Below are 24,386 nucleotides of genomic sequence, written 5' to 3'. Positions count from 1 at the left end.
CATTATGAAGAGTTTAAAAGTATTGTATAACACTGTTAAACCCGACATTTTTATTTTATTAAAAATATGAAAAAAATGTAAACGGTTGTTTGATTTTTGATGCAATAAAGATTTTATTATTCTTGCTCTACAGGCTCAGGAAGCAGACGGGCGGTCTTATAATAGGCTATATCGGTTGGAATTTTACTCTGCAGATCCTTAAAAGTAGAGTATTCATAATGTTCCCATTCCAGGTCATTATCAGGGTTAGGTGTTTTATCTATAGCAAGTTCAAGTTTTCCGTCTTCCTGATAACTGAACTCTATAGCAGCATATTTTTCGCCGTTTTCATCAGAAGTATACCAGCATTTTGTTGTTCTTTCCGGGATAGGTTTCAACGTTTCAGTGTCCAGGATCTGGGAACAGATAAAATTTTCAGGATCATCGTGATAAAAAACCGTTTTTGAGATCAAAGGCTTTTCATCTACGGTTAATGAATATATTTTGTTGGTGGCAATGATGAAGTCTCCGGCAGATTCCCTCTTTTCAATATCGAAAAGGTCAGATTTCTCTTTCAGATAATTGATAATCTGCTCTTCATCCTCATCGTGACTCATAAAATAATTGATGTTGTATATCTCATCCTCAGCGAGAAACTCAATTTCTTTCAGGATCTCGGAATCTTTTTCATAATAATATAAATGATAATCGTCCAGTTTCTCAGCTTTTGCTTTTGAAATCACTTCTCCAAAAATGTTTTTATATACTTTTTTCATGGTTAGTAGTTAATATATGTTGTGTTATCAGTGTATTGGTTTTTGCAGTTTTTAATCCTTATTATATTGATGATAAATAATTTAAAATTTATTGATGCAGATTTATAGTACTTCATTTTCAGGGCCATTTTTTATATTCCGTAATGTTTCTTATAATTTCACAATTTCTTTATTCATATACCAGGAGGGCACAAGGAAGCGGTCAGAATGAGGTTGCTTATTGTTAGGGTTTGGGTAAGATAAAAATGCCTGTATCATCTGAGTTTTCTTCACAGGCATGCGAATGGTCTTTGAGCTTGAAATTCTCATCTCTGTATTCTGTTTTCATGGGTTAGTTTTTGTAAGTGCAAATATATTTAAAATCAGAGAATTACAGAATTATATCTGGGCTTTTATAATAAGAATTTTTTGTTAAGAAATTGCGAACAGCAGATGCAAAAAATTGTATTGAGCTATAGCAAATATTCTTATTAATAATACAAAACTATTTATATGAGGATGATTAGTATCGGCATTATGTCTGAACTTAAACATCCTTTATAAAATCCTCATATTCATAATAAAACCTTTCAAAACCATCCATTTTTTCCCGGAAAAATTCGAAAGTTTCCTGCCATGTATTTTTATTGAATATAGAAACGTTATGTTTTTCAACCCAGATTTTGCTGATCACTTTTCCGTTATCAAGGGTAAAATGCTCTTCCTTTTGAAATTCGCCTATAAAATCTTTCAGGATGTCTTCCAGAGACCATATCTTTTCATAATAAGCATTCCGGAAGATCTCGTCTTTCATTTCTATATCCAATGAAACTGCTGCTTTTTTGTTGTCGGCATAAAACTTAAATGACAAATCCTTGATCTTGGTATCATACAAAATCCATTTTCTTGGAAAAGATTTTCCAAAAGCTGTCCAAAACTCCTTTTTTAACTGTTGTGCTTCTTGCTTACTGAACATATGAGCAAACTTAAGAATTTAATGGGAAAGGAACAACGTTATGAAAGTTAATGTATCAATTAGAGAAATTAACTTTTACGATCATCATTCTCCATTTATCTAATTCAAACTATTTTCTTATTTTTGCTGTAATGCTTTCAAAAAAATCCCAATATGCTTTTAAAGCGCTTTCATACCTTGTAGAAAAAAGGAATGATGGCCCGGTCCTTATTTCCGAAATTGCGGAACATAAGAAGATCCCTTTGAAGTTTTTAGAAAATATTCTGCTGGAATTGAAAAAAGCGGATATCCTTGACAGTAAAAAAGGAAAAGGAGGAGGGTACTTTTTAAAAGGAAATCCTGAAAATGTAAAGCTGGCAAAGATCATCCGTCTCGTAAACGGGCCTATTGCCATGCTGCCGTGCGTCAGCTTAAATTTCTATGAAAAATGTGAAGACTGCAATGAAGAGCATTGCGGACTGCATGATGTACTTATAGAAGTCCGGGACGCCTCTCTGAATATTCTTGAGAAAAAGACTTTGATGGATCTGGTTGACTAACCCGGTCCTTTTTTTTGAATAATTAGTCTACTTATTTGGTAGGATAATATTTTTATTTGATATTTGCAGTAAGCCAAATGCTTTAATCACAAGAATACCGCTTTATTTCAGTTTTTAGATTCTGGAATACAGTTGATACAAATCTCTGAATGAAACGGTAGAGCAGGAGCTGTAATGATATTGTACTATGATAATTTCAAGAAAAATCCAGGTAAGACTCAATATATTCTTTATTACGGCTGCAGTATTGCTGATCACTATTTTATCCATGTATGAAATGGGCTATCTGGATGAGCTGCTGAATGTTCTTGCCAAAGACAATTATATTTTTTATTGGATGATGCTGGTTGGTGTATTTGCTGAGATTGTAGCCGGATCAATGGGGATGGGGTATGGCGTGATCTGTACGACAACGCTCTTATTCCTGAATATTCCGCCTCATATCGTAAGTGCCAGTATTCATTCCGCTGAAAGTTTTACCACAGCTGCGGGAAGCTTAAGCCATATCAAGCTCAAAAATGTGAGTAAAAGTTTAGTGAAGAAACTTGCTGTTCCGGCAGTTATAGGAGCTATTATTGGGGCGGTAAGTCTGACCTATTTAGGTGAATATTATGCCAAAATTACAAAAACACTTATTGCTTTCTATACTCTTTATCTCGGTATTCAGATCCTGTCCAATGCATTTAAAGATAAGCAGAACAGGGCAATGAAAAGAAAAACCAATTTGACAAGGCTTGGCGTGATCGGAGGTTTTATAGATTCGTTTGCAGGAGGAGGCTGGGGGCCGCTGGTTACGGGAACCCTTATTAAAAATGCTTTTACACCCAGATTTGCGGTTGGAAGTTCTACCGTTGCCAAATTTATCCTGACGATTACTGCTGCCGTGACTTTCTTTTTTACCCTCGGGATACAGCACTGGAATATTATTCTTGGTCTTCTGATAGGAGGGATTATCACCGCTCCTTTTTCTGCTATGCTTACAGCAAAACTTCCCGTTAAAAAAATGTTTCTCATTATCGGAATCCTTGTTATTGTAATGAGCTCCATAACTATTTATAAATCAGTTTTCAAGTAAAATTTATGTGCTTTGCAAAAAAATAAATGCCTCAAAAACATGTTTAGCTTTGAAAATATTCTACTTTTACACCCTAAATATTAGAACATGAATTTGCATATAGTAGCGCTTTTTAAGTTTAACGAAAACTACCTGATGGACGCTGTGGAACTGTTTCAGAACCTTGTAAAAGAGACCAGAAAAGAAGAAGGATGCCTTCAGTACGATCTTATTGAAGACAAAGATAACAAAGGAACCTTCTTCCTGATTGAGTTGTGGGAAAGCGTTGATCATCATAACAGACACAATGGGCAGGATCATCTTCTGGATTTCCGCAAAGATGCTTCAAAAATCATGGAAAGCTCTGCAGAAGTATATAAAGGGTTTAAGATTTATTGATTTTAAAGATTTAAACATTCAAGCATTTAAAAATTAAAAGATTCAGGGTTACAGAAATTGTAGTCTTTTAATATTTTAATCTTTCAATCTTTGAATTAAAAATACATATAAAAGGCGGTCTCAGAATACTGAAGCCGCCTTTTGATTAGAAAAAATAGAAAGTATTAAAATTTTGAGTTATTTTACGATAAGTTTTTTCGTTTCTGTACTGCCTCCGAAAGTGATTTTTACTAAATAATTTCCTGCAGTAAGATGGGATAAGTTCAGATCCTGCTTGTAAAAACCAGCCTGGTTGGTCAGTTCAGCAGTGTGTACTTTTTTCCCTGTAAGATCATAAACCTCGATGCTTCCCTTATTATTGGCCTTTTCTTTTACATCAAAAAGTACAGTCACCTTTTTGTCTGCTGTTGTAGGGTTGGGATAGATCCCGAAAGATGCTTTTTTGCTCACTTCCGTTATTCCCAAAGTAGCTGTGATTTTTTTGTATTTAAAATACATATCTCCGGTAGAAGCACCTCCGTTGGTTGTGAAATACATCCTGTAATAATCATTACCTTTTTTCACGTAATACACCACATTATTGTAAACGTTTCCGATCCCCTTCCATGAATGACCTATTGTGGTAATGTTAGAAGAGAAATTGGTATCGGCAGGTGTGGAGAAAGCAGCTGTTTCCTGTGTTTCAGGCTGTACCTTTGCTACTTTTACACTAGGCCCCTGGATGGCTCCTGTAAGCGGATACATCATCATATTGTTATAGAAAGTGTAATACTTCGTAAACATAAAGTCCCATGCACTTTTAGAGGGCTCCATATTAGGAACTTTTGCACCTGTAGTAAATGAGAAGTAATTGAAATAGGCATCATCCGATCCGTTGGCTAGAGTTCTTGTCTCAGTAGGCCCCCAGGCAGTTCCGTTCCATTTGGAATATTTGAAGGTATATCCACCAAAAGCATCTTCAATGGCAAATTTCACATAAGTATTGGATGTGGTATATTTTAAGACAAAAATAGCCTTTCCTTCAATGTGATGAGTTAAAGAATTGTAAACTCCCCAACCTGTTGATGGAATGTTAGGATTAGGGGATGTAACGGGACCCTGCTCAAAAGCTCCCTGGCTGATATCAGTCGTTTGGTCAGGGTTGTATAGAGGCTCACCCCAGTTTGCGATATTGTTGATATTAACAGTATCCCAGTCTGCCAGGTTGGTAGAAGCTGTATACACTTCAATATTCAAAGCATCGTTAACTCTTGAACCGAATGCAAAATTGGAATTTCTGTAAAAAGCGACATCCCAGGTATTTGCCGGCTGAGAAACCATATTACCATTTGCAAGATTAAAAAACACACGATTCTGGTAGGAAGGTCCCATCGTCATATTTGCCTGCGTGTATCCTAATGCATCAGTTTGTGCCAAAACAGTCTGTTGAACAGAAAGAGCCAGTACCGAAGCCAATAATAGTTTTGTTTTCATAACTTATTTTTAAATTATTATTTAGAATGATTCCACAAAAGTAGATAATTATTTTTAATCATTCTAAATAAAAACATGATTTATATCTTGTTTTACAGCTATTATTCTGTGGAGATAACGGGTTTGCTACAAAAAAGAGCCGGCCGGAAATACTTCCCGCCGGCTTCAAAGGCATCATACTAGTCTAATAATAATAAAACCTTATTTCTTAATGAACTTGGATTTCACTACGGAGCCTTCTGCAGTTTCTACCAGCATGTAGTAAACACCGGTCTGAAGTCCGCTGATATCAAATCTCTGTCCTTTTAATTGTCCTTCGGCTGTTTTTTGTCCTGCAGCAGAATAAATCTCAATCTTTTTTAGTTCCGTTTTGGTAACAAATTCCAATGCAGTTTGGTCAGTATTAACGGCAAACCTGAAGTTTTCTTTAGATTGGGCAGTATCGCTAACCCCTAGAGTAGTAGAAGAGTTGTACACCACATCATCTATTTGTATAGCAACATGGGCAGCACTTGGAGTGAATTTAAATACAATATAAGAACCTGTAGTTGAAGGAATATTAATACTTATGTTTTGAACCACTCCAATTGTAGTTACGTTGATAGGATTTCCTACCCCCACAAAAGTCGACATATCGCTGGCGCTTGTTGCTAATCCGATCTGGATTGTTCCAGGCCCTGGCGATGGGGATACTAATGTAGTTTTAAATTTTAAAACACGGTCTCCTGTAAGATTCTCAATCATAGGCGTAATAAGATATGAAGGAGCTGTCGCATTATTGCCGGCATAAGACTGGATAAACCTCTGTGTATTGTCATTTTCAAGGGCTGCTACAATCATTCTAGGGGATGCCGGAGGAAATGCTCCTGTTATAGGGGCAACCACAGCAGACCATCCATTTTGAGGAAAAGTAGTCGTTCCAATAGTAAAGTTGTTGAAATTTTCATTAAGCGTCGCTACTTGTGCATGCGCTGTAGCAGCCGTAAACATTAATGTTCCTAAAAGTAGTTTTAATTTCATAACGTTATTTTTATTTAGAATTATTACACAAAAATAAGTATTTATTTTTAACTATTCTAAATAAAGCATTATATTTGCCAAAATTTTTGCTTTATGAAGAAGAAAGTGCTTTCCGTTCTATCATTGTCCATTGCCTTTTGGATAACTGCACAAGAAAAAGATTCTCTTAATAAAAATAAAATAGAGGAAGTTGTCATTACAGGACAGTACACGCAGCAGTCTATCAATAAATCAATATATAAAGTTGAAGTTATAGATGCCCAGCAGATAAAAAATATGGCTGCTACCAATGTTGCAGATGTTTTAAATCAAAGTCTTAATATCCAGATTACTCCGGACACCCGTTCGGGAAACTCTACGGCCAATATGATGGGGCTTGATGGCAATTATGTAAAAGTACTGATAGACAATATCCCTGTAGTAGGTGATACAGGATTAGGAAGTAATATTGACCTTACGAAACTTTCACTGAATAATGTAGAGAGAATTGAAGTGGTAAAGGGAAGCATGGGAGTGGAATATGGTAACGGAGCAGTAGCCGGAGTTATCAATATTATCACCAAAAAAAGCAATACAAAAAAGGTAAGTGTAAGAGCTTCTCTGCAGGAAGAAACCGTAAGGGATAATTACGACCTGAAGAAAAAAGGAAACGGAAGGCATATTCAGAACCTTAATGTAGACTATAATATTGATAATAACTGGTTTGCCAATATCAGCTTTAATCATAATCAGTTTATGGGCTATGAAGGGGAGAGCAAAGGTTATAAATATTTTGAAAGAGATAATAAAAGAGGCTTTGAATGGAACCCGAAAGATCAGTACGATGCCTCTGCACTAATACGGTATTCAAAAAATAAAACTTCTTTCTACTACAAACTGTCTTACCTGTACGAAAAATTCAATTTCTACAATCCGGAAGTTAACAGGATTCCCCTGAACGATGGAATGGGCGGTGCACTTTACGAAAGTATAGACCGGGAATATAATACCAAACGATGGGCCCATCAGTTTAATATTCAGACTAATATTGGGAATATCCGCTATATGGGAGATTTTTCTTACCAGAACCAGGATAGAAAATACCATGACTATAACTATGATATTCCCAACAGATCTGTCAGAATCAGCAGAGAAGACAGATCTTATTACAAGACAGATGTTATCTATTCAAGAGGAATGTTCAGTAATTTTCTCAATAATAAGACATTCGATTTTCAGCTTGGATACGAATTGGATTATACCAATGGATATGCAGCGCTCATTGCCGGAGATTTTTTTGGTGAAGCGGTAAAAAGAAAGATTTTTACCTATTCCAACTTCCTTTCTGCAGAATGGAATATTTCAGACCGTTTTTCTGTAAGGCCGGGCGCAAGACTATCCGTCAGTGAAAATTTTGACAATCAGTTTAATTACTCACTTTCAGCAAGATATAAAACTTCTGAAAATTCCAATTTACGGGCTGTGGCAGGTACTGCAAACCGTTTCCCTACCTACGATGAGCTTTATACGTATTTCGTGAATATCAATCACGATGTACAGGGAAACCCTGATCTGAATCCTGAAAAAGGCTTTTCAGCAGGCGCTTTCTGGGATCAGAATTTTACAGCAAACGACTGGAAAATTGGGTACAGCGTTAATGCATTATATCTGGACGTACGGGACAGAATAGAAATGGTACTCGTAAAAGATCCCTCTACCTACAAGTATATGAATATGGACAAGTACAGAAACATGCTGTTCTCTGCCAATATAGACTTTAAAAAAGACCAGCTGGCCTTATCCTTAAGAGGATCTGTAAGCGGGACTTCAGTATCCCTGAATTCATTAAATCATACATCGCCTACAGATTACCAATATCTTGTTCAGGCAGGAGCATCGGCAAATTATAAATTGAAAAATACCAAAACGGGTTTTGCCCTTTACTATAAATATACCGGTCCGGGAAGAAATTATGTGCTGGAAAGTGAAGGTACAGGCTTCAGACTGGGAAAAACTGATGATTTTCATATGATGGACTTTATTGTAAGTCAGCCATTCTGGAAAGATCATATGGAACTTTCTGTAGGAGTGAAAAATATATTTGATGTAACGACTATTAACACAACCGCTACTGCCGGAACTGCCCATAATGGAGCGACTGACCGTCTTAATCTGTATTACGGAAGAAGCTATTTCGCGAGATTAATCTATCAATTCTAAAAAGCTACCCTTATGAACTATTTAAAAATATTCGCCCTTTTCTCAGCTGTTGCTTTACAGTCCTGTGTTTCTGCTGATGAAGATCCTGTTCCGGCACCGCCAATTACCGGATCTGTAGTAGAAGTAAAAGTAGGAGGCGCTACCGAACCCAATCAGGTCTGGATAGACTTAAGTGATTATGAAAAGCATTCTATCAATAAAAGGACAGACTGGGATCTTGGTTTCTATACCGGAGATGGATTTCATGTAGTGATCAACAGTTCTCTTGCTATGACAGTGGCAAAAGTACCTAATAAAACGGATATTAAAACAGTAACAGAAGCCGACGTTGCCACCCTTAAAGGAAGCATAATGGTTGGGACATTTGATCCGGCCAATATGCAATACATTGATCATCCGGACGGCAATTTCCTTACCCAGACCTCAGGAATTGAACCTATTAAGGAAAATGATGCAGAAAATCCTGTGTATCTGTTAAACCTTGGAAGAGATATTCCGTCTTCTGATAATATCGGGCCAGGCTCAGTTAGTTTATCCGGTGCGGCTAGAGGCTGGAAAAAAATTCAGATTTTCAGAGCCCTGAACGGATATAAAATACGTTACGCTGATGTAGGAAATACAGCAAGTTACAGTGAATATTTTGTACCGAAGGATACAGATTATAATTTTACTTTTTTCAGTTTTAATACAGGTACAGCTGTGAAAATTCAGCCTAAGAAAAAAAATTGGGACCTTGGCTTTACCACATTTACCAATGAAGTCTTTACAGCACCGGGAGTAAGTGCCGGAAGTTATTTCTTTGCGGACTTTGTGGTAACAAATACCCTTAACGGAGTAGGAGTATACCAGGTAACTGCGGCAGGGAATCTTGATCAGGCTTACAATTCATTTAAATTAGGAGATGTGGATCAGTCAAAGTTTATATTTAATGATCAGAGGGCTCTTGGTGATAAATGGAGAACCACTACGGGAACAACAGATAACCCACAGCCTCATGTTTACGCAGACCGCTTTTTTGTCCTGAAAGATGCAGAAGGATTTTACTTTAAGTTAAGATTTAATACCATGAAAAGCGAAGACGGACACCGCGGCACTACCAATTTCGAATTTGACCCTTTATAATAATCAAATAATAGTATATCATGAAAAAATTAATCCTTGCAGCTTCCATTATGATGGCAGTATATTCATGCAAAAAAGCAGAAGATGCTAAAAAAGAAAATACAACAGAAACCTCTTCTGAAGCTCCGAAAACCAATAACAAAATCGTTACCCTGAGCGGTGGAATTACAGAAATTGTAAGCGCGCTGGGTCACGAAAAAGAAATTGTAGGAACAGATGTTACCAGCACCTATCCCTCAACGTTGAAAACGACGGCCAAAGATCTTGGACACGTAAGATCCATGACAATCGAGCCGATTATGGCGGTAAGTCCAACTTTGATTTTAGCTTCAGAAAAAGATATCAACCCTGAATTGATGGCTAAAATCAAGTCTTCAGGAATCAAAGCTGAGGTTTTCAAACAGGAATACACTGTGGAAGGAACTAAAAAACTGATCGCTGACGTAGCCAAAGCAGTAGGAAATACAGATTATCAGAAATTAAACGATAAAATCGATGCTGATCTGAAACAAATTCTGCCTATCGCTAAAAAGCCAAAAGTATTGTTCATCTACGCAAGAGGAAACATGCTGATGGTTTCAGGTAAAAATACCCCTATGGCCTCTCTGATCGGTCTTGCTGGTGGAGAAAATGCTGTGAACGATTTTGAAGATTTCAAGCCATTGACACCAGAGGCTGTTGTAAAAGCTAATCCTGATATTTTATTCTTCTTTGAAACAGGACTTCAGGGTGCCGGCGGAAACGAAGGAGCTCTTAAAATGCCTGGCGTAGCACAGACCAACGCAGGTAAAAACAAAAAGATCATTGCAATGGACGGAGGATTGGTTTCAGGTTTCGGACCTAGACTGGGAGAAGCAGCAGTAGCATTAAACAAACTTTTAATTGAGAACACAAAGTAAACTATACTTTTATCTGACTATAGGTGCCGTACTGCTAGCTATTATAGCGGTACTGGCACTTAATACAGGAGTCTACGATTTTGGAGGAACATCAGCCTTCAAAGTTTTATGGCACTATATAAAAGGTGATCCGGGCTTATCTTTAAGCGATCAATATGTGATTTGGGAGGTAAGAGCATCCAGAATTGTCATGGCCATTTTAGTAGGAAGCATGCTTGCTGTTTCAGGGACAAGTCTGCAGGGGTTGTTTAAAAATCCGTTAGCAACCGGTGAAGCAATAGGTTTAACTTCCGGAGCTACACTACTTGCGGCAATTGCCATTGTTTTAGGAGGGCATTTCAAACAATATCTTCCTGAAGTGGTTCAGTTTTCACTGGTTGGTATTTCCGCCTTTTTAGGTGCTTTATTAGCCATGATGCTGGTGTACAGGATTTCCACAAGCGCCGGAAAAACCAATGTTGTCATGATGTTGTTAAGCGGTGTGGCCATCACATCCATCGGCTTTTCTATTACAGGATTCCTTATTTATATATCAAAAGATGAACAGTTAAGAGATCTTACGTTCTGGAATATGGGAAGTTTAGCCGCTGCCACCTGGACCAAGAATATTGTTTTGGCTGTAGTGATTGTTATTTCTTACTCAATTTTGCTTCCAAAAGGAAAAGCCCTGAATGCGATGATGTTAGGAGAAAGAGATGCCCAGCATTTAGGAATCAACGTTGAAAAGCTGAAAAAACAGATTGTGATTATTACCTCTTTGATGATAGGAACCTGTGTGGCATTTTCAGGGACTATTGGTTTTGTAGGTCTTATCGTACCTTATATTTTAAGACTTTTATTTAAATCAAATTATGTTTTCATTTTACCGTTGTCAGCTGTTTTGGGAAGTGTTTTACTGTTGATAGCTGATACATTCAGCCGCAGCATTGTGGCACCATCAGAATTGCCCATCGGTATTTTAACCTCCTTGATCGGAGGACCCATTTTTATCGCTATTTTAATTAAATTTAAAAAATCACTCTAATGATAAAAGCGCATCAGATCAATTATCTTCACAAGGATTTCCATATTCTTGAAGGCGTTGATGTCTCTTTAGGGTATGGCGAATTTTTGGCGATTGTAGGTCCCAACGGAGCCGGGAAGTCAAGCCTTCTCAGTGTTTTGGCTAATGAAATAAAACAGGGAAAACAGGAGATTTTATTTAAGGAAAAATCCATTTCAGACTGGGAAGTGAAAGTATTATCTCAGCATAAGTCTAAATTTTCACAGCATAATTCCAACGAGATTCCTCTGGATGTAAAAGAGGTGGTCATGATGGGGCGTTATCCGTACTTTGATTCACAGCCACGTAAAGAAGATTTTGAGGCGATGAATAAAATGATGTACGAAACAGACGTTTATCACCTGAAAGACAGAGAATACAATACACTCTCCGGAGGAGAAAAGCAGCGTGTCCATCTTTCAAGAGTAATGGCCCAGCTGGAAAATGAGATTGCCCACAAACTGGTATTTCTGGATGAGCCTTTGAATAATTTAGATATAAAACATCAGTACAAAGCTTTAGAGATTATTAAGAATTTCACTAAAAAGGCCAACAGTGCTATTGTTGTATTACATGATCTGAACCTTGCTGCACAATTTGCAGATAAAATTTTATTAATGAAATCAGGAAAGGTTTCCGCATACGGAACGCCACAGGAAGTATTTACTGCTGAAACAATCAGCCAGGCGTACAATTTTCCGTGCACCATTTGCGGACACCCTATTACCAATAACCCAATGATCATTTTTGGATAACCATGGAAAAAGATGAATTAAAAATCCTTGCGCAGAATCTCGCCAATCCACAGGGAGAAAAAGGCATAGAGATCGGCGAGATGATGAACGCTACCAATATCAGCATGACATTGGAAAGCATTAAAACGCTTTTAATAGAAGATGATGAACATATCCTTGAAATAGGACACGGCAATGCCGGACACCTTAAAAATATTTTAAGCAGAGCCCAAAACCTGAAATATACAGGAGTAGATATTTCTGAAACCATGTACAATGAAGCCAGAAAGCTGAACAAAGACTTTGAAAGCCAGGCTGATTTTGTGCTGTATGAAGGAAAAAAACTTCCTTTTGAAGACAAAACTTTTGATAAGATATTTACTGTCAATACCGTGTATTTCTGGGAAGAACCAGTTGAGTTTCTCAATGAGATCCACAGAGTTTTAAAGAAGGACGGAACTTTCGTTCTTACGTTCGGACAGAAAAAATTTATGGAAACGCTGCCGTTTACAGAATATGATTTTACCATGTACAGCAACAGCGAAATGGAGCAGCTTGTTTCCAAAAGCCACTTCAAGAGAATGAAAATATCTGAAAAAGAAGAAGATATACAAAGCAAATCAGGAAACGAAACCATCCATAGAATTTATACAGTTTTAACCATAAAAAAATAAAATAATGAGCACATTAGTTAATGATTTAAAGGAAAAATGGGAAGCTCTGAAAGCAGACAATCCACATATAAGAATAAGAAATGCTGCAACACAGCTGAGCGTAAGTGAAGCAGAACTACTGGCAACAAGCATAGGCGAAGGAGTAACGGTACTTAAACCTGAATTTCCTTCTATCCTTACTGAAGCAGAACAGTTAGGTAAAGTAATGGCGCTTACCCGCAATGACGAATGTGTACACGAAAGAAAAGGAATCTACCAGAACGGTGATTTCAGCAGTCCTCATGCACAGCTTTTCGTAGGAGAGGATATCGATCTTAGAATATTCCTTAACCACTGGAAATCTGCGTTTGCTGTAGTGGAGGGAGACAAAAAAAGCCTTCAGTTCTTCGGAAAAGACGGTCTTGCCCTTCATAAGATTTATCTGACCAAAAACAGTGATGAAGCTGCTTTCGATGCCATTGTAGAAAAATTCAGAGCAGAAGACCAGAACAAGGTGTTCACTATTGAAGCTGTGGCTCCAAAAGCTCCTGAAAAGGCTGATTCCGAGATTGATGCTGAAGGATTCAAAAAAGCGTGGACGGAATTAAAAGATACCCACGATTTCTTTATGATGACAAGGAAATTCGGGGTAAGCAGAACCCAGGCACTGAGACTGGCTCCGGAAGGATTTGCTAAAAAAATTGATAATTCTAAAGTGGTGAATGTTCTGGAAGACGCTTCAGAAAAGAATATTCCGATCATGGTATTCGTTGGAAACAGAGGAATTATCCAGATTCATACAGGAAACGTGAAGAAAACACTTTGGCACCAGCAGTGGTTCAATGTCATGGACCCGGATTTCAACTTACATTTGGATGTTACGAAAATTGCAGAGGCATGGATCGTTAAAAAACCTACTGAAGACGGGGAAGTAACGGCTATTGAAGTGTTCAACAAAGAAGGGGATTTCATCGTTCAGTTCTTTGGGAAAAGAAAACCTGGAATTCCTGAATTGCAGGAGTGGAAAGATCTTGTGGCAGAATTAGAGAAATAAATAGTTAGATGATTTTTAATGGACCGTTTTGTTTTAAATTCAAGGCGGTCCTTTTTATGAGAGGATAGAGCAGAAAATTTGTGATATTTGTGAAAGAAACATTTGTACAATTCGTGTTTAAATAAAATAAAAATGAAAAATATTTTTATCGCCGTTTTGCTGGCAGTTTTTTGTTCGTTAAGCGGACAGGATTTCAAAGCCTACCAGTTTTATGACAAGAAAGGAAAGGAAGTAAAAACAGATAAGCTGATCAAAGAGCTGGCTGAATATGATGTTGTTTTCTTTGGGGAGAATCATAACAGCTCTATCAATCACTGGCTTCAGCTGAAAGTGACGGAAGGTTTATTTCAGAAGAAAAACGGACAGATTATTTTAGGGGCAGAAATGTTCGAAAGAGATAATCAATTGCAGCTGAACAAGTATCTGAATGGGAGTTTTGATGCTAAAACATTAAAAGACTCTGCCAGATTGTGGAATAATTATGCAACAGATTACAAACCGCTGGTTGATTTTGCCAAAACTAAAAAACTGAATTTTATCGCGACCAATATTCCAAGGAGATATGCATCTCAGACTGCAAAAGAAGGATTGGAATCTCTGAATAAATTAAGTGATAAAGAGAAAGCATACATTGCACAGCTCCCGATCAAAGTAACTTTGGATACGCCGGGGTATCAGGAAATGAAGGCAATGATGGGTGATCATGCCGAAGGAACCAAAGTGATGAACTTCATTTCTGCCCAGGCCACAAAAGATGCCACCATGGCTGAATCTATCCTGAAGAGCATGCAGGCCGGGAAAACTTTTATCCATTACAACGGAAACTATCACAGTAAGGAATTCGGTGGAATCTATTGGTATATCAAACAGAAAAACCCGACCCTTAAAATGGCGGTGATCTCAGTTTTTGAATCTGAAGATCCGGAGCTGAAAGTACCTGCGAAAGAATATATTCCGACAGATTTCAACCTGATCATTCCGGCTGATATGACGAAAACATTTTAAATTCTTAGGTTCTTTTTGATGACCAGTTTTTTTATAACAAAATAGAGGCTTCGACTCCGCTCAGCCTGACAGTCGATACTATTGTGACTAGTATTAGCGTTGTCAGGCTGAGCGGAGTCGAAGCCCTTAGCTCATAATCTATATGTAATAAACCCCTTTAAAATTCAATAGAAATGGGCTTTAGCCCGTTTAATATATAAAAATAGCCAAACAGGGCTTCAGCCCAATTATATGTTTGAAACACATTAGCTATCTTTGTATAACAAATAATAAAAATGAAAAAAATATCTTTTCTGTTTATCTTTTTTATCGGCTTCATGAATGCTCAAAAATTGACCTCAAACGAAACCTCAATTATTAATCAGGGAGATATTACTACAGCATTACCGATTTATCAGACTACAGATTCTCATCAGCATAAAACCTTATTAAGTCTTTCAACAGAAATTGATCCGGTTGATTCCAATACCGCAACTTTGGTCAAGAGAATGAAAGAATCTCTTTTATCAACAGACGGTGGAGTGGGAATTGCGGCGCCACAGGTTGGGATCAACAGAAAAGTGATCTGGGTACAGCGTTTTGATAAAGAAGGAAATCCTCTGGAATACTTTATCAATCCTGTGATTGTGTGGAGATCAGAATTACAGAATCTCGGTCCGGAAGGAGATTTATCCATTCCTGAATTCAGAGACCAGTTTTACAGAAGCAAAGTGATCCAGTTAGAGTATGTTGATCTGAAAGGACAGAAATATTCCGAGATTGTAGAAGGTTTTACGGCTGTGATTTTCCAGCATGAAATCGACCATCTTTTCGGAATCCTGATTTCTGATAAAAAAGAAAAGGAGAAAAATGATTCTTATAAAAGGGTGGATGCTTTTAAAAGGAGTGACTCAACAACGAGATAATTTGTCATTTGCAATACCTTATCCTATATAATAAGCCACAAATTCTCTCAATAACGAATATATGTCTCTCAATTCAAAATATTGAGGACTTACACTGCTTACATTTTCAAAATGTTGCTTTCTAAATAACATTTTAGTTCTTGTCAAATGAAAATATTGAGAAACAACAATTAAACTTTGAAAATGTAAACTGTCTTTTAATTTAAGGGTGTTGTTCACGGTTGCAAGTGTGTTATTGCCAAAATTGTCGACAATTATAACGCTGTCAGGTACTTTATTTTTAATTAGATACTCTTTCATTTTGTCACCTTCGTAAAATCCTTCTTTTCCAAGTCCGCCACTGACTAATATTTTTTTCACTCGTCCATAACGATAAAGATTAAGTCCACATTCCATGCGTTTTTCAAGTCTTTCTGAAAGTGTTCCGTCTTCATTGACTGTATTGCCTAAAACCACAGCAATATCTGCGTGCATATTTTTGTCTGTCAAACCGTCAACAATTATATAAATCAAATGTCCACATAACCATAAAAGCAGAATGGTAATAAATATTTTGAATGTTCGTTTAAGGGTTTTCATAAATGACTATTCATTTTTACAATACAGTTTTAATAGAATTGTTACTTTTTATTTCTCGTATACTTACATCTGGGAAAATTATTACAGCCCAGAAAAGTTCCATATTGACCATTTCTCTCAATAAGATTTCCACCACAATTCGGGCATAAGGTATTTTTATTCATCCCAGAATTAACCTGGAGTTTTTTATCTTTATTTCGGCTGTTTGTTTTTGCCGTTAGAATTATTGCAACAATTTCATTCTTAGTGTGTTCGTTAATATAATACGAATCATATTTTTTTATTGTTCTGACTAACCTGTTTATATAAACAACATCGGTATATGTTTTGGTTTTAAGCGTTGCTCTTTTTGTAAAGGTAATTATTGAATAATATCTCAGATATTTATAATTTTTCAATACATGTTTTAAAGCATAAATATGCCCTTGGTTTTGTAAAATAGGGTTGTAAAACTTACGTCTGTATTTATAAATAGCCTGAGTCCAGAATTTATCTTTTTCATAACCTAAAATCCAGCCTTTGTAGTTCTTAGTTTCAATAACAAATATCCCGTAATCTGAAACAATGATGTGATCTATTTGTGAAGTGGAGCCTTTAATATTTAATTTAATATTATTCAGAACAATGTATTTTTCATTGTTGAGCCTTTTTAAAGCTTTCGAGGCTTTATTCTCACCAATTAATCCCTTTATTTTTGGAGTGTAGTATTTAATTAATAAAATACACAGAGCTAATAGAAAAATAATTAAAAAATTACTATTCATACTATTTGTATATTATTTCTGTTAATGCTTCTATGCTTATTGGGTTGGTTGTCATTGGTAAATAAAAAAATCTGCCTCCAAAGAAACAGATTTTTTTATAAAAAAGAAACTAATCTTAGTGATTCGTCACCGAAAGCTTCACCTCCATATTACCTCTCGTCGCATTAGAATATGGGCAAATCTGGTGCGCTTTTTCAGTTAATTCCTGTGCTTCTTCAATAGAAACTCCCGGAATATTTACATCCAGTTCTGCTGCCAAACCGAAACCTCCGTTTTCCAGCTGACCTATACTGATCTGTGCTGTAACTGTTGTTTCACCGGTTTTTACCTTTGAAAGGCTGATCACTCTGTTAAGAGCGCTGTCAAAACAGGCTGAATATCCGGCTGCGAAAAGCATTTCAGGATTAGCGAAGTCATCATTGCCGCCACCTAAAGCTTTAGGCATTCTTACCTCAAGGTCCAAAACTCCGTTTTCACTTTTTACATGACCGTTTCTTCCGCCTTGAGCTGTTACTTTGGTTGTATATAATGTTTTCATTTATTTTCTATTTTGTTTAATATTTTTAAGATGGTTTCTTTGAGATGGAGCAGATCTTCTGTTTCTACCCCGATTTTAGTCTGTATTTTTCCGGGAATTTCACAGGCTTTCTGTTGTAGCTGTTTTCCGGCTTCGGTTAAAAATACTTCAACCACTCTTTCATCTTCTTTTTTTCTCTTTCTGGAAATAATTCCCTTACTCTCAAGCCTTTTCAGAAGAGGCGTTAAAGTTCCGCTGTCCAGAAACAGTTTCTCTCCGATATGGTTCACTGCAAGACCGTCATTCTCCCATAATACCATCATCACCAGATATTGAGGATACGTAATATCGATCTCGTCAAGGAATGGACGGTAAAGTCCTGTGATCTCCTTGGCAATAACATAAAGCGGAAAGCAGATCTGGTTTTCTAATTGTAAAGATTTTGAATTTTCCATAAGGCTGAACTTGAGAGTGGTAATAAATATATTACTTTTTGATGATGAATTCCTCCATAGGAACTCTTACTTTTTTCATTGTGGATAGCCAGTCCTTTTCTTCATCCCTGTAACCAAGGTATAAAAGGCTGACACTTTTTAATCCTAGTTCTTTTAATCCAAGAATTTCATCCACTATTTCATTACTGAATCCTTCTGCAGGGGTACTGTCGATCTTTAATTCTGCAGCCTGAGCCATAGCTAAGCCAAGTGCAATATAAGTCTGGCGTGCAGTATGGGCAAAATGTTCTGCGGAAGTCTGAGCTCCGTACATTTCTTTAATCTTATCAGTATAGCTTCCGAAACGACCTCTTGGCAAATCTCTTACATCGGTGTGATAATCGTAAACCTTATCGATTTTTTCGTTAGAATAACTGTCCCAGGCAGCAAATACTAAAACATGGGAACTGTCTCTCATTACTTCAGGGTTTAGGGCACCCTGTACCATCTTTTCTTTTAATTCCTGATTTTCTACAACGATAACGCGGAATGGCTGCAGCCCTGATGAAGTGGGAGCCAGTCTTGCCGCTTCTAAAATAGTGTTAAGATCTTTTTCTGTTACTTTTTTTGAAGGATCATATGCTTTTACGGCATGTCTCCATTGTAAGTCTTCTATTAATGACATTTCTATTATTTTAAATTTATACTTTTTGTGTTTTCATCACTTTTAAAGGTGGTGATTAAATTCTGATACAAATGTAGGATTAATTAAATTGTGTACAATTTAATTTTGATAGATTTAATTGATGCCAATTTTAGAAAAAACAAATTGATACAGTAAAATCAAGCCTGGTTTCTCTGTTTCAACAAGAATCGGATTTTTTATGAAACTCTTTATTTGAAACTTTGCAGGAGAATTTATAATAAAAAAACAATGCAGAGATTTAAAAACAAAACAGCCCTGATCACAGGAGGAACCAATGGAATGGGATTCGCAACAGCACAGCAGTTCATTGGTGAAGGAGGACGTGTCATTATCACAGGCCGAAGCGAAGAAACGGTTAGCAAAGCATTAACCAAACTGGGCGATCAAGCATCCGGGATTGTTTCTGATGCAGGAAATATGAAAGACCTTATGAATCTGCAACAGGAGATAAGAAAATATGCAGAAACTATCGATATGCTTTTCGTTAATGCAGGTTATGGAAAGTTTTTTCCCATTGAGCATGTGGATGAAGGTCATTTTGATGAGCTTTTCAACGTGCTTGTAAAAGGTTCTTTCTTTACGGTACAGCAACTATTGCCTTTAATGGGAAGAGGAAGCTCACTCATTTTCAATACTTCTGTGGCCACTGAGATTGCAATGCCTAATTTTTCAATTTATTCTGCTGCTAAATCAGCGGTGCAGTCTTTTATTAAAACCTTCGCTGTAGAGCTTACGGAACGTGGAATACGGGTCAACGGGGTCAGTCCGGGACATATCAAAACCAATATTTTTAATAATACAGGTTTGAATGCAGAACAGATTGAAAGTGCCGTTCACGATATTATTCCCACTATCCCTTTTAAAAGGCAGGGAAAGCCGGAAGAGATTGCGAATACGGTTCTGTTCCTGGCTTCAGAAGAGGCTTCTTACATTCATGGAACAGAAATTAAGGTAGATGCTGGAATTTCAGTGATACGATAAATGGAAATCCCCATCATCAGTGATGGGGATTTGAAGGAAATCATTTAATGTTGTTCAGTCAATTTTTAAGTACATTATTTTTGCAGAAAGGAAATCTATTATGGAATTTCATTGATTTGTTTTATAATATTCGTATTATTTTCAATACCTATATTATAAGCTTTTCCTCTTTTATGGCTTTGGTTTGTTTTTTCAAGAAGCGCTTTATAATTGGCTCCTTTTTTAGACAAGTAAAAAATCTGTGGGCTTATTCCGATGGATATACGGGTGAATTCTTCCGGTTTTTCAGGGTCTTCAGTTACATTGGTGATCACTGAATTATTATACCAGGTCAGGTTCTGTGAACTTGAGCTGCCGGAACAGGATGTGATCATAAATAATATTATTAGTATATAAGTCCAGATTTTCATAAAAAAATATTTGGCAAACAGCTTCTGTCACTAAGTTATGATAAAAAATGGCAGAAGCGTTTATGTTAATTAGAATCCACAGCTTGCAACACTTGGAGCCGGTGATGGTGAGCATCCGGAATATGGTGAGAATATCGTCAGGACGCAATTCGTGTTCACTAAATTATTGTCATACAGATAAGAATTGGTAGGACTTCTGTAATACACATTTCCTGCTGTATTCGCGTAAGAAGAAACCGATGCAGATCCACAGCTGGTGTTGATACATGCATTTCTCCATGCAGTATCCGTAACAGGTCCGCTCGGGAAAAGGGAAGGATCTATGATTCTTTTTTCTGTAACACCCGATGCATTTTTATAGCTTACAAGGATCGCAACATGATAGCTCCATGCTACACAACAAGTACCTGTAGAGGCTTTTAAGTTTCCGTATACAAACTGCTTCTCACAGTCGTAGCCGTTATTGATCAGGATCTGTCTCATTTTGTGAGCTCTGGCATAGCATCCGTCTACCGGATATCTGAATGTAATGCATGGTGAAGAGGCTGTAGAAGTACCGCAAGCCTGGTTTTTGATCAGGGCAAACATGCTGTTTAATGTTGCTACATTGGGAAGAACACTTGTTAATTTGTTCGTTTCACTTTTAACCTCTTTGGTATAAGCAGATTTGAAAAAGCGGATATCCTCCTCACTTCCTTTTTCTACTTTCGCAATTTCATGCGTGTTAGGCTTGATAAAAACCTGGATTGGAGATTCGTTTTTTACCGCTTCCCTGATCAGGCTGATGTACTTTTCATTTTCTTTTGTAGGCGCTATCGTATAGAATTGGGCCGTAACAATGAATGATACTTTCAGGGTACCGTTCTCGTCGTCTATCCCTACCGGAACTGTTTTTCCCAGATCCGTCAGGTTTTTGTTGCTGGTTTCATTCTGACTCATCTGCTGTTCTGCGCTGGAGTCTGTACAGGAATTCAGTGACAGGGCTGTCACAAATACCATCATTGATAACAAAAAATTTCTCATAATTCTCATAGTTTGGTGGTTAGTAATATATTGCTCTAAGTTTTTGGTGTGTCATCTTTTGATCTGAATCTATTATAAAATAGTTCACTTTATTGTGATATTAAAAGTAAATAAAAATAAAATACCGGCAAACTATTTTTCAATAAAATGTTAATTATTTTAACATAAGTTTGAATTATATCTGTGTTTAAGGGTGTTTGAGTGGATTTTCATTATCAATATGTAAGAACAGTTCCGATAGTCATAAAAATTGAAAATCCCGCACAGTAGAATGAGCGGGATGATTTATTTTAAAAATTAATTATTTATTTTTGATCAGGCTGCTTTCCAGAACAATATTTCTGATCAGTGCTTCCTGATAATAATATAAATTACTGTCTTCACTCATTTGATTTTCCATAACAATAATGCTTACATCAGAGCCGGGAACATAAACATTCAGAGATGCGAAACCATCACCAAGACCTGTATGTCCCAAATAAGGAATGCCATTATATTTCACAATACGCATATTATAACCGTAACCGGATTTCTCTTTTCCAAATACATCGTGTTGTGACAATGTGGAAGGTGTAGTCATGAGCTTATAACTTTTAGAGCTCAGAATTTTCCCCTTATGAAGAAGTGAATTCCAGGCTGCCATATCTTCTGCTGTGGTAATCACACCGTCAGCAGGCATATTTTCATTGGTAATAAATGAATTTTCAACAGGAGTAAAATTATTATCCTTATTCATATGTCCCGAAACAAGATTTCTGCGGTTATCTTTAGAATAGCAGAATGTGTTTTTCAGATGAAGTTCTTTGAACAGATCAGTAGCCTGCCGGATATAGGATTTACCGGAAGTCTTTTCAACGATCTTTCCTAAAAGAATATTAGACAGATTTCCGTATTTGAATTCTGTACCGGGTTTAAACAGTAAAGGTTTTTCTAAATCAACAATTCCATGGGTGTGATTTAAGAGCTGATGAACAGTAACCGAATCCGCCCATGGCTGTGTCAGGGAAGGAAGATATTTTTTGATCGGAGCCTGCAGATCTACTTTTCCTTTTTCAAATTGTTTTAATACTAATACAGAAGTGATCTGTTTGGTATTGGACATGATCTCAAACTGGTCATCCATTTTCAATGGAACTTTCGTCCGGCTGTCCTCGAAACCATAGGCTTTTGAGTATTTTATTTTTCCGTTTTGCGTGATCAGAACGACCCCGTTAAATGGCCTGGGAGAAGTTGGAGATTGTATTAAACTGTCAATGCGTCTGGCATAGTCATCTTTGCTTTGGGCATACGATACGGATGCAGAAAAAAGAAATGCTGTAACGCAGAAGATTCTGATAACTGGTTTCATTGGACTTAAAAGTTTGGGCTTGGTTTGATATTATAAGAAACCAAAAATAAGTTTTAAAATAATACAGGATCAGAAAACTTTAAAATAAAAAAAGTTAGAATTTAGAATAATGATTCATCTGTAAATAAAAAAACCGACTGTAGAATTACGGCCGGTTTTATTTCTGGTAAAATTTTTATTATTTATGGACAAGTTCAGCTCCGAAAACTTCTGCAAAGTGCTTTCTGATCTTTCCTTTCAGGTCTTCCATTTCTTCAGGTGAAAGTTCTCTTTCAAGCTCTCTTTTTACAGAAGTCACCTGCTTGTCTTTAATACCACACGGAATAATATATTCAAAATACCGCATATCCGTATTCACATTCAATGCGAAACCATGAAGGGTAACCCATCGCGAGGCTTTTACACCCATCGCGCAGATCTTTCTGGCATAAGGCTTTCCCACATCCAGCCATACACCGGTTTCTCCCGGGGAACGCTCACTTTTAATACCGAATTCACCAATGGCCCGGATGATCACCTCTTCGAGATTTCTCATATACAAATGAATATCTGTAAAAAAGTTTTCAAGATCCAAAATCGGGTAGCCAACGATCTGTCCGTATCCATGATAAGTAATATCTCCGCCACGGTTCACTTTCACGAAAGTAGCATCTATTTCCTTCAGTTTGTCGATACCCGCAAGCATATTTTCTTCATGACCGCTTTTTCCTAATGTATAAACATGAGGATGCTCTACCAATAACAGGTGATTTGGAGTCGTGATGTGTTGTTCTGCAGGCAAATCACGGTTTTTTATCTTGGTATCAATGATGTTTTTCATCAGGCTTTCCTGATAATCCCAGGCAGGCTGATATTCTTTTATACCAAGATCTTCAAATTCTACCGATTTATTTTGATGTGTATTCATACGTTGATGTCTGTTTTCTTGCAATGGTTATATGAAATTACGATCTCATACCATTTTTTGACATACAAATTTAGTGAATTTTACCCTTTTACAGCATGGATAAAATCTATGGCAGCATTCTTCCAGTCTTTATGGTTCAGAAGGGTATTGACAAAGGCAGTTCCGATAATTCCGCCGGATGCTTTTTCTGTTACATTCTCAAAATCCTCCTTGGATTTTATACCGAATCCTATCATCACCGGATTTTTTAAATGTAGTGACGCCAGCCGTGAAAGATAATTTTCATTTTTAAGAACAGCATTGTCATTTCCTGTAGTTGATGAGGAACTTACCGCATACAGAAATCCGGAGCTTAAAGAATCTAAATACAGAATCCTTTCATTAGAAGTTTCAGGAGTGACCAGAAACGTAAAATTAAGGTTGTATTTTTTTAAGATCTGCTGGTAATTATTTTCAAATTCAATAGGAGGCAGGTCAGGGATGATCAGTCCTGAAACACCACTTTCCGAACATTCACGACAAAACTCTTCAAATCCAAAACTCAAAACAGGATTGATGTATCCCATCAGGATAATCGGAATATGAATATCATTTTTCACTGTTTTCAGTTGAGAGAACAGTTTTTCAATGGTCATTCCGTTTTTTAGTGCCAATTCGTGGGCCTGTTGGATCACCGGACCGTCTGCTACGGGATCTGAATAGGGCATCCCGATTTCCATCATATCAGCACCAGAATTTTGAATGAGTTTTATAATATCAGCGGTATCTTCCAATTGCGGAATTCCTGCTGTGAAGTATATATTTAGTTTTTTCATTTTTTTATTGTATTAAAGTATAATGTAAAAGGTAAAAAGTACAAAGTATAATGTGCAAAGTAAGGACGTAGAGATACATTGTACATTTTACATC

General features: G+C 36.8%; 27 protein-coding genes. 13 read left to right on the top strand and 14 right to left on the bottom strand.

The genetic code is table 11. The features are described 5' to 3' along the window. Positions 1 to 116: 116 nt before the first annotated feature. The gene (locus tag V6R96_RS19535; protein WP_336379862.1) at positions 117 to 755 is read right to left on the bottom strand and encodes a hypothetical protein; all 639 of its coding nucleotides are present in this window, start codon (positions 753 to 755) and stop codon (positions 117 to 119) included. A gap of 526 nt (positions 756 to 1,281) precedes the next feature. Further along, positions 1,282 to 1,710 carry a DUF4268 domain-containing protein gene (locus tag V6R96_RS19530; protein ID WP_336379863.1) on the bottom strand — a complete coding sequence of 143 codons (429 nt, stop codon included), beginning with the start codon at positions 1,708 to 1,710 and terminating at the stop codon, positions 1,282 to 1,284. Between the two features lie 131 nt (positions 1,711 to 1,841). Between V6R96_RS19530 and V6R96_RS19525 the strand changes: the two genes are divergently transcribed. From V6R96_RS19525 to V6R96_RS19515, 3 genes are all read left to right on the top strand, one after another. After that, positions 1,842 to 2,249 (top strand): Rrf2 family transcriptional regulator, encoded by a 408-nt coding sequence (locus tag V6R96_RS19525; RefSeq protein ID WP_111957926.1) that lies wholly within the window; start codon positions 1,842 to 1,844, stop codon positions 2,247 to 2,249. A 187-nt stretch (positions 2,250 to 2,436) separates the two neighbouring features. Next, positions 2,437 to 3,324, top strand: a complete 888-nt coding sequence (locus V6R96_RS19520) for a sulfite exporter TauE/SafE family protein (protein ID WP_223558723.1) — start codon at positions 2,437 to 2,439, stop codon at positions 3,322 to 3,324. 87 nt (positions 3,325 to 3,411) lie between these two features. Next, positions 3,412 to 3,702: a putative quinol monooxygenase gene (locus tag V6R96_RS19515; RefSeq protein WP_111957874.1), complete on the top strand. Its 291-nt coding sequence runs from the start codon at positions 3,412 to 3,414 to the stop codon at positions 3,700 to 3,702. A 177-nt stretch (positions 3,703 to 3,879) separates the two neighbouring features. Here the strand turns inward: V6R96_RS19515 and V6R96_RS19510 are convergent, their stop codons facing one another. Both V6R96_RS19510 and V6R96_RS19505 read right to left on the bottom strand, forming a co-directional pair. Next, positions 3,880 to 5,175, bottom strand: coding sequence for a T9SS type A sorting domain-containing protein (locus tag V6R96_RS19510; protein WP_336379864.1), 1,296 nt, complete (start codon positions 5,173 to 5,175; stop codon positions 3,880 to 3,882). 201 nt (positions 5,176 to 5,376) lie between these two features. After that, entirely contained in the window at positions 5,377 to 6,195 is an 819-nt protein-coding gene (locus tag V6R96_RS19505; protein WP_336379865.1) for a T9SS type A sorting domain-containing protein, read from the bottom strand. Between the two features lie 93 nt (positions 6,196 to 6,288). Here V6R96_RS19505 and V6R96_RS19500 point away from each other — a divergent pair, with 93 nt between their 5' ends. The 9 genes from V6R96_RS19500 (at position 6,289) to def (ending at position 15,808) form a co-directional block, all read left to right on the top strand. After that, positions 6,289 to 8,394 (top strand): TonB-dependent siderophore receptor, encoded by a 2,106-nt coding sequence (locus V6R96_RS19500; protein WP_223558726.1) that lies wholly within the window; start codon positions 6,289 to 6,291, stop codon positions 8,392 to 8,394. A gap of 12 nt (positions 8,395 to 8,406) precedes the next feature. After that, positions 8,407 to 9,516 carry an HmuY family protein gene (locus V6R96_RS19495; RefSeq protein WP_336379866.1) on the top strand — a complete coding sequence of 370 codons (1,110 nt, stop codon included), beginning with the start codon at positions 8,407 to 8,409 and terminating at the stop codon, positions 9,514 to 9,516. Positions 9,517 to 9,536: 20 nt separating this feature from the next. After that, positions 9,537 to 10,415, top strand: a complete 879-nt coding sequence (locus V6R96_RS19490) for an ABC transporter substrate-binding protein (RefSeq protein WP_336379867.1) — start codon at positions 9,537 to 9,539, stop codon at positions 10,413 to 10,415. Further along, complete coding sequence (locus V6R96_RS19485) at positions 10,399 to 11,439, top strand: iron ABC transporter permease (protein WP_111957862.1); 1,041 nt, start codon at positions 10,399 to 10,401, stop codon at positions 11,437 to 11,439. The genes V6R96_RS19490 and V6R96_RS19485 overlap by 17 nt, the downstream gene beginning before the upstream one ends. Then, positions 11,439 to 12,212, top strand: a complete 774-nt coding sequence (locus V6R96_RS19480; protein ID WP_336379868.1) for a heme ABC transporter ATP-binding protein — start codon at positions 11,439 to 11,441, stop codon at positions 12,210 to 12,212. The genes V6R96_RS19485 and V6R96_RS19480 overlap by 1 nt, the downstream gene beginning before the upstream one ends. Before the next feature lie 2 nt (positions 12,213 to 12,214). Continuing rightward, the gene (locus V6R96_RS19475) at positions 12,215 to 12,865 is read left to right on the top strand and encodes a class I SAM-dependent methyltransferase (protein ID WP_336379869.1); all 651 of its coding nucleotides are present in this window, start codon (positions 12,215 to 12,217) and stop codon (positions 12,863 to 12,865) included. Positions 12,866 to 12,869: 4 nt separating this feature from the next. Beyond that, a complete protein-coding gene (locus V6R96_RS19470; RefSeq protein WP_336379870.1) occupies positions 12,870 to 13,898 on the top strand; it encodes a ChuX/HutX family heme-like substrate-binding protein in 1,029 nt (342 codons plus the stop codon). Between the two features lie 132 nt (positions 13,899 to 14,030). Next, positions 14,031 to 14,903: a ChaN family lipoprotein gene (locus V6R96_RS19465; protein WP_223558732.1), complete on the top strand. Its 873-nt coding sequence runs from the start codon at positions 14,031 to 14,033 to the stop codon at positions 14,901 to 14,903. A 275-nt stretch (positions 14,904 to 15,178) separates the two neighbouring features. Next, the gene (def, locus tag V6R96_RS19460; protein ID WP_336379871.1) at positions 15,179 to 15,808 is read left to right on the top strand and encodes a peptide deformylase; all 630 of its coding nucleotides are present in this window, start codon (positions 15,179 to 15,181) and stop codon (positions 15,806 to 15,808) included. An 18-nt stretch (positions 15,809 to 15,826) separates the two neighbouring features. Here def and V6R96_RS19455 read toward each other — a convergent pair whose 3' ends face one another. The 5 genes from V6R96_RS19455 to V6R96_RS19435 all read right to left on the bottom strand — a co-directional run bounded on the left by V6R96_RS19455 (position 15,827) and on the right by V6R96_RS19435 (position 18,787). Next, entirely contained in the window at positions 15,827 to 16,387 is a 561-nt protein-coding gene (locus tag V6R96_RS19455; RefSeq protein ID WP_336379872.1) for a YdcF family protein, read from the bottom strand. Positions 16,388 to 16,428: 41 nt separating this feature from the next. Next, positions 16,429 to 17,151, bottom strand: a complete 723-nt coding sequence (locus V6R96_RS19450) for an NERD domain-containing protein (RefSeq protein WP_336379873.1) — start codon at positions 17,149 to 17,151, stop codon at positions 16,429 to 16,431. 115 nt (positions 17,152 to 17,266) lie between these two features. Further along, positions 17,267 to 17,689, bottom strand: coding sequence for an organic hydroperoxide resistance protein (locus V6R96_RS19445; protein WP_223558734.1), 423 nt, complete (start codon positions 17,687 to 17,689; stop codon positions 17,267 to 17,269). Continuing rightward, positions 17,686 to 18,123, bottom strand: coding sequence for a MarR family transcriptional regulator (locus tag V6R96_RS19440; RefSeq protein ID WP_336379874.1), 438 nt, complete (start codon positions 18,121 to 18,123; stop codon positions 17,686 to 17,688). Before V6R96_RS19440 ends, V6R96_RS19445 begins: the two co-directional genes overlap by 4 nt. 31 nt (positions 18,124 to 18,154) lie before the next feature. Continuing rightward, positions 18,155 to 18,787 (bottom strand): NAD(P)H-dependent oxidoreductase, encoded by a 633-nt coding sequence (locus V6R96_RS19435; RefSeq protein ID WP_111957842.1) that lies wholly within the window; start codon positions 18,785 to 18,787, stop codon positions 18,155 to 18,157. A 249-nt stretch (positions 18,788 to 19,036) separates the two neighbouring features. Between V6R96_RS19435 and V6R96_RS19430 the strand changes: the two genes are divergently transcribed. Continuing rightward, the gene (locus V6R96_RS19430; protein ID WP_336379875.1) at positions 19,037 to 19,789 is read left to right on the top strand and encodes an SDR family oxidoreductase; all 753 of its coding nucleotides are present in this window, start codon (positions 19,037 to 19,039) and stop codon (positions 19,787 to 19,789) included. Between the two features lie 98 nt (positions 19,790 to 19,887). On the opposite strand, the gene V6R96_RS19425 is transcribed toward V6R96_RS19430, so the two are convergent. The 5 genes from V6R96_RS19425 to trpA form a co-directional block, all read right to left on the bottom strand. Continuing rightward, positions 19,888 to 20,163 (bottom strand): hypothetical protein, encoded by a 276-nt coding sequence (locus V6R96_RS19425; RefSeq protein WP_111957838.1) that lies wholly within the window; start codon positions 20,161 to 20,163, stop codon positions 19,888 to 19,890. Between the two features lie 105 nt (positions 20,164 to 20,268). Next, entirely contained in the window at positions 20,269 to 21,222 is a 954-nt protein-coding gene (locus V6R96_RS19420; RefSeq protein WP_336379876.1) for a protein-glutamine glutaminase, read from the bottom strand. A 301-nt stretch (positions 21,223 to 21,523) separates the two neighbouring features. After that, on the bottom strand, positions 21,524 to 22,570 hold the full coding sequence (locus V6R96_RS19415; protein ID WP_336379877.1) for a serine hydrolase domain-containing protein: 1,047 nt from the start codon (positions 22,568 to 22,570) through the stop codon (positions 21,524 to 21,526). 178 nt (positions 22,571 to 22,748) lie between these two features. Further along, a complete protein-coding gene (gene lipB, locus V6R96_RS19410; RefSeq protein ID WP_336379878.1) occupies positions 22,749 to 23,477 on the bottom strand; it encodes a lipoyl(octanoyl) transferase LipB in 729 nt (242 codons plus the stop codon). Between the two features lie 80 nt (positions 23,478 to 23,557). After that, entirely contained in the window at positions 23,558 to 24,292 is a 735-nt protein-coding gene (trpA, locus tag V6R96_RS19405) for a tryptophan synthase subunit alpha (RefSeq protein ID WP_336379879.1), read from the bottom strand. Positions 24,293 to 24,386 lie beyond the last annotated feature (94 nt).

This window comes from Chryseobacterium sp. CCNWLW53, assembly GCF_037083525.1.
Taxonomy (GTDB): Bacteria; Bacteroidota; Bacteroidia; order Flavobacteriales; family Weeksellaceae; genus Chryseobacterium; species Chryseobacterium lathyri.
Note: the sequence above shows the minus strand (reverse complement) of the source record. Positions and strands in the feature narration are given on the sequence as shown.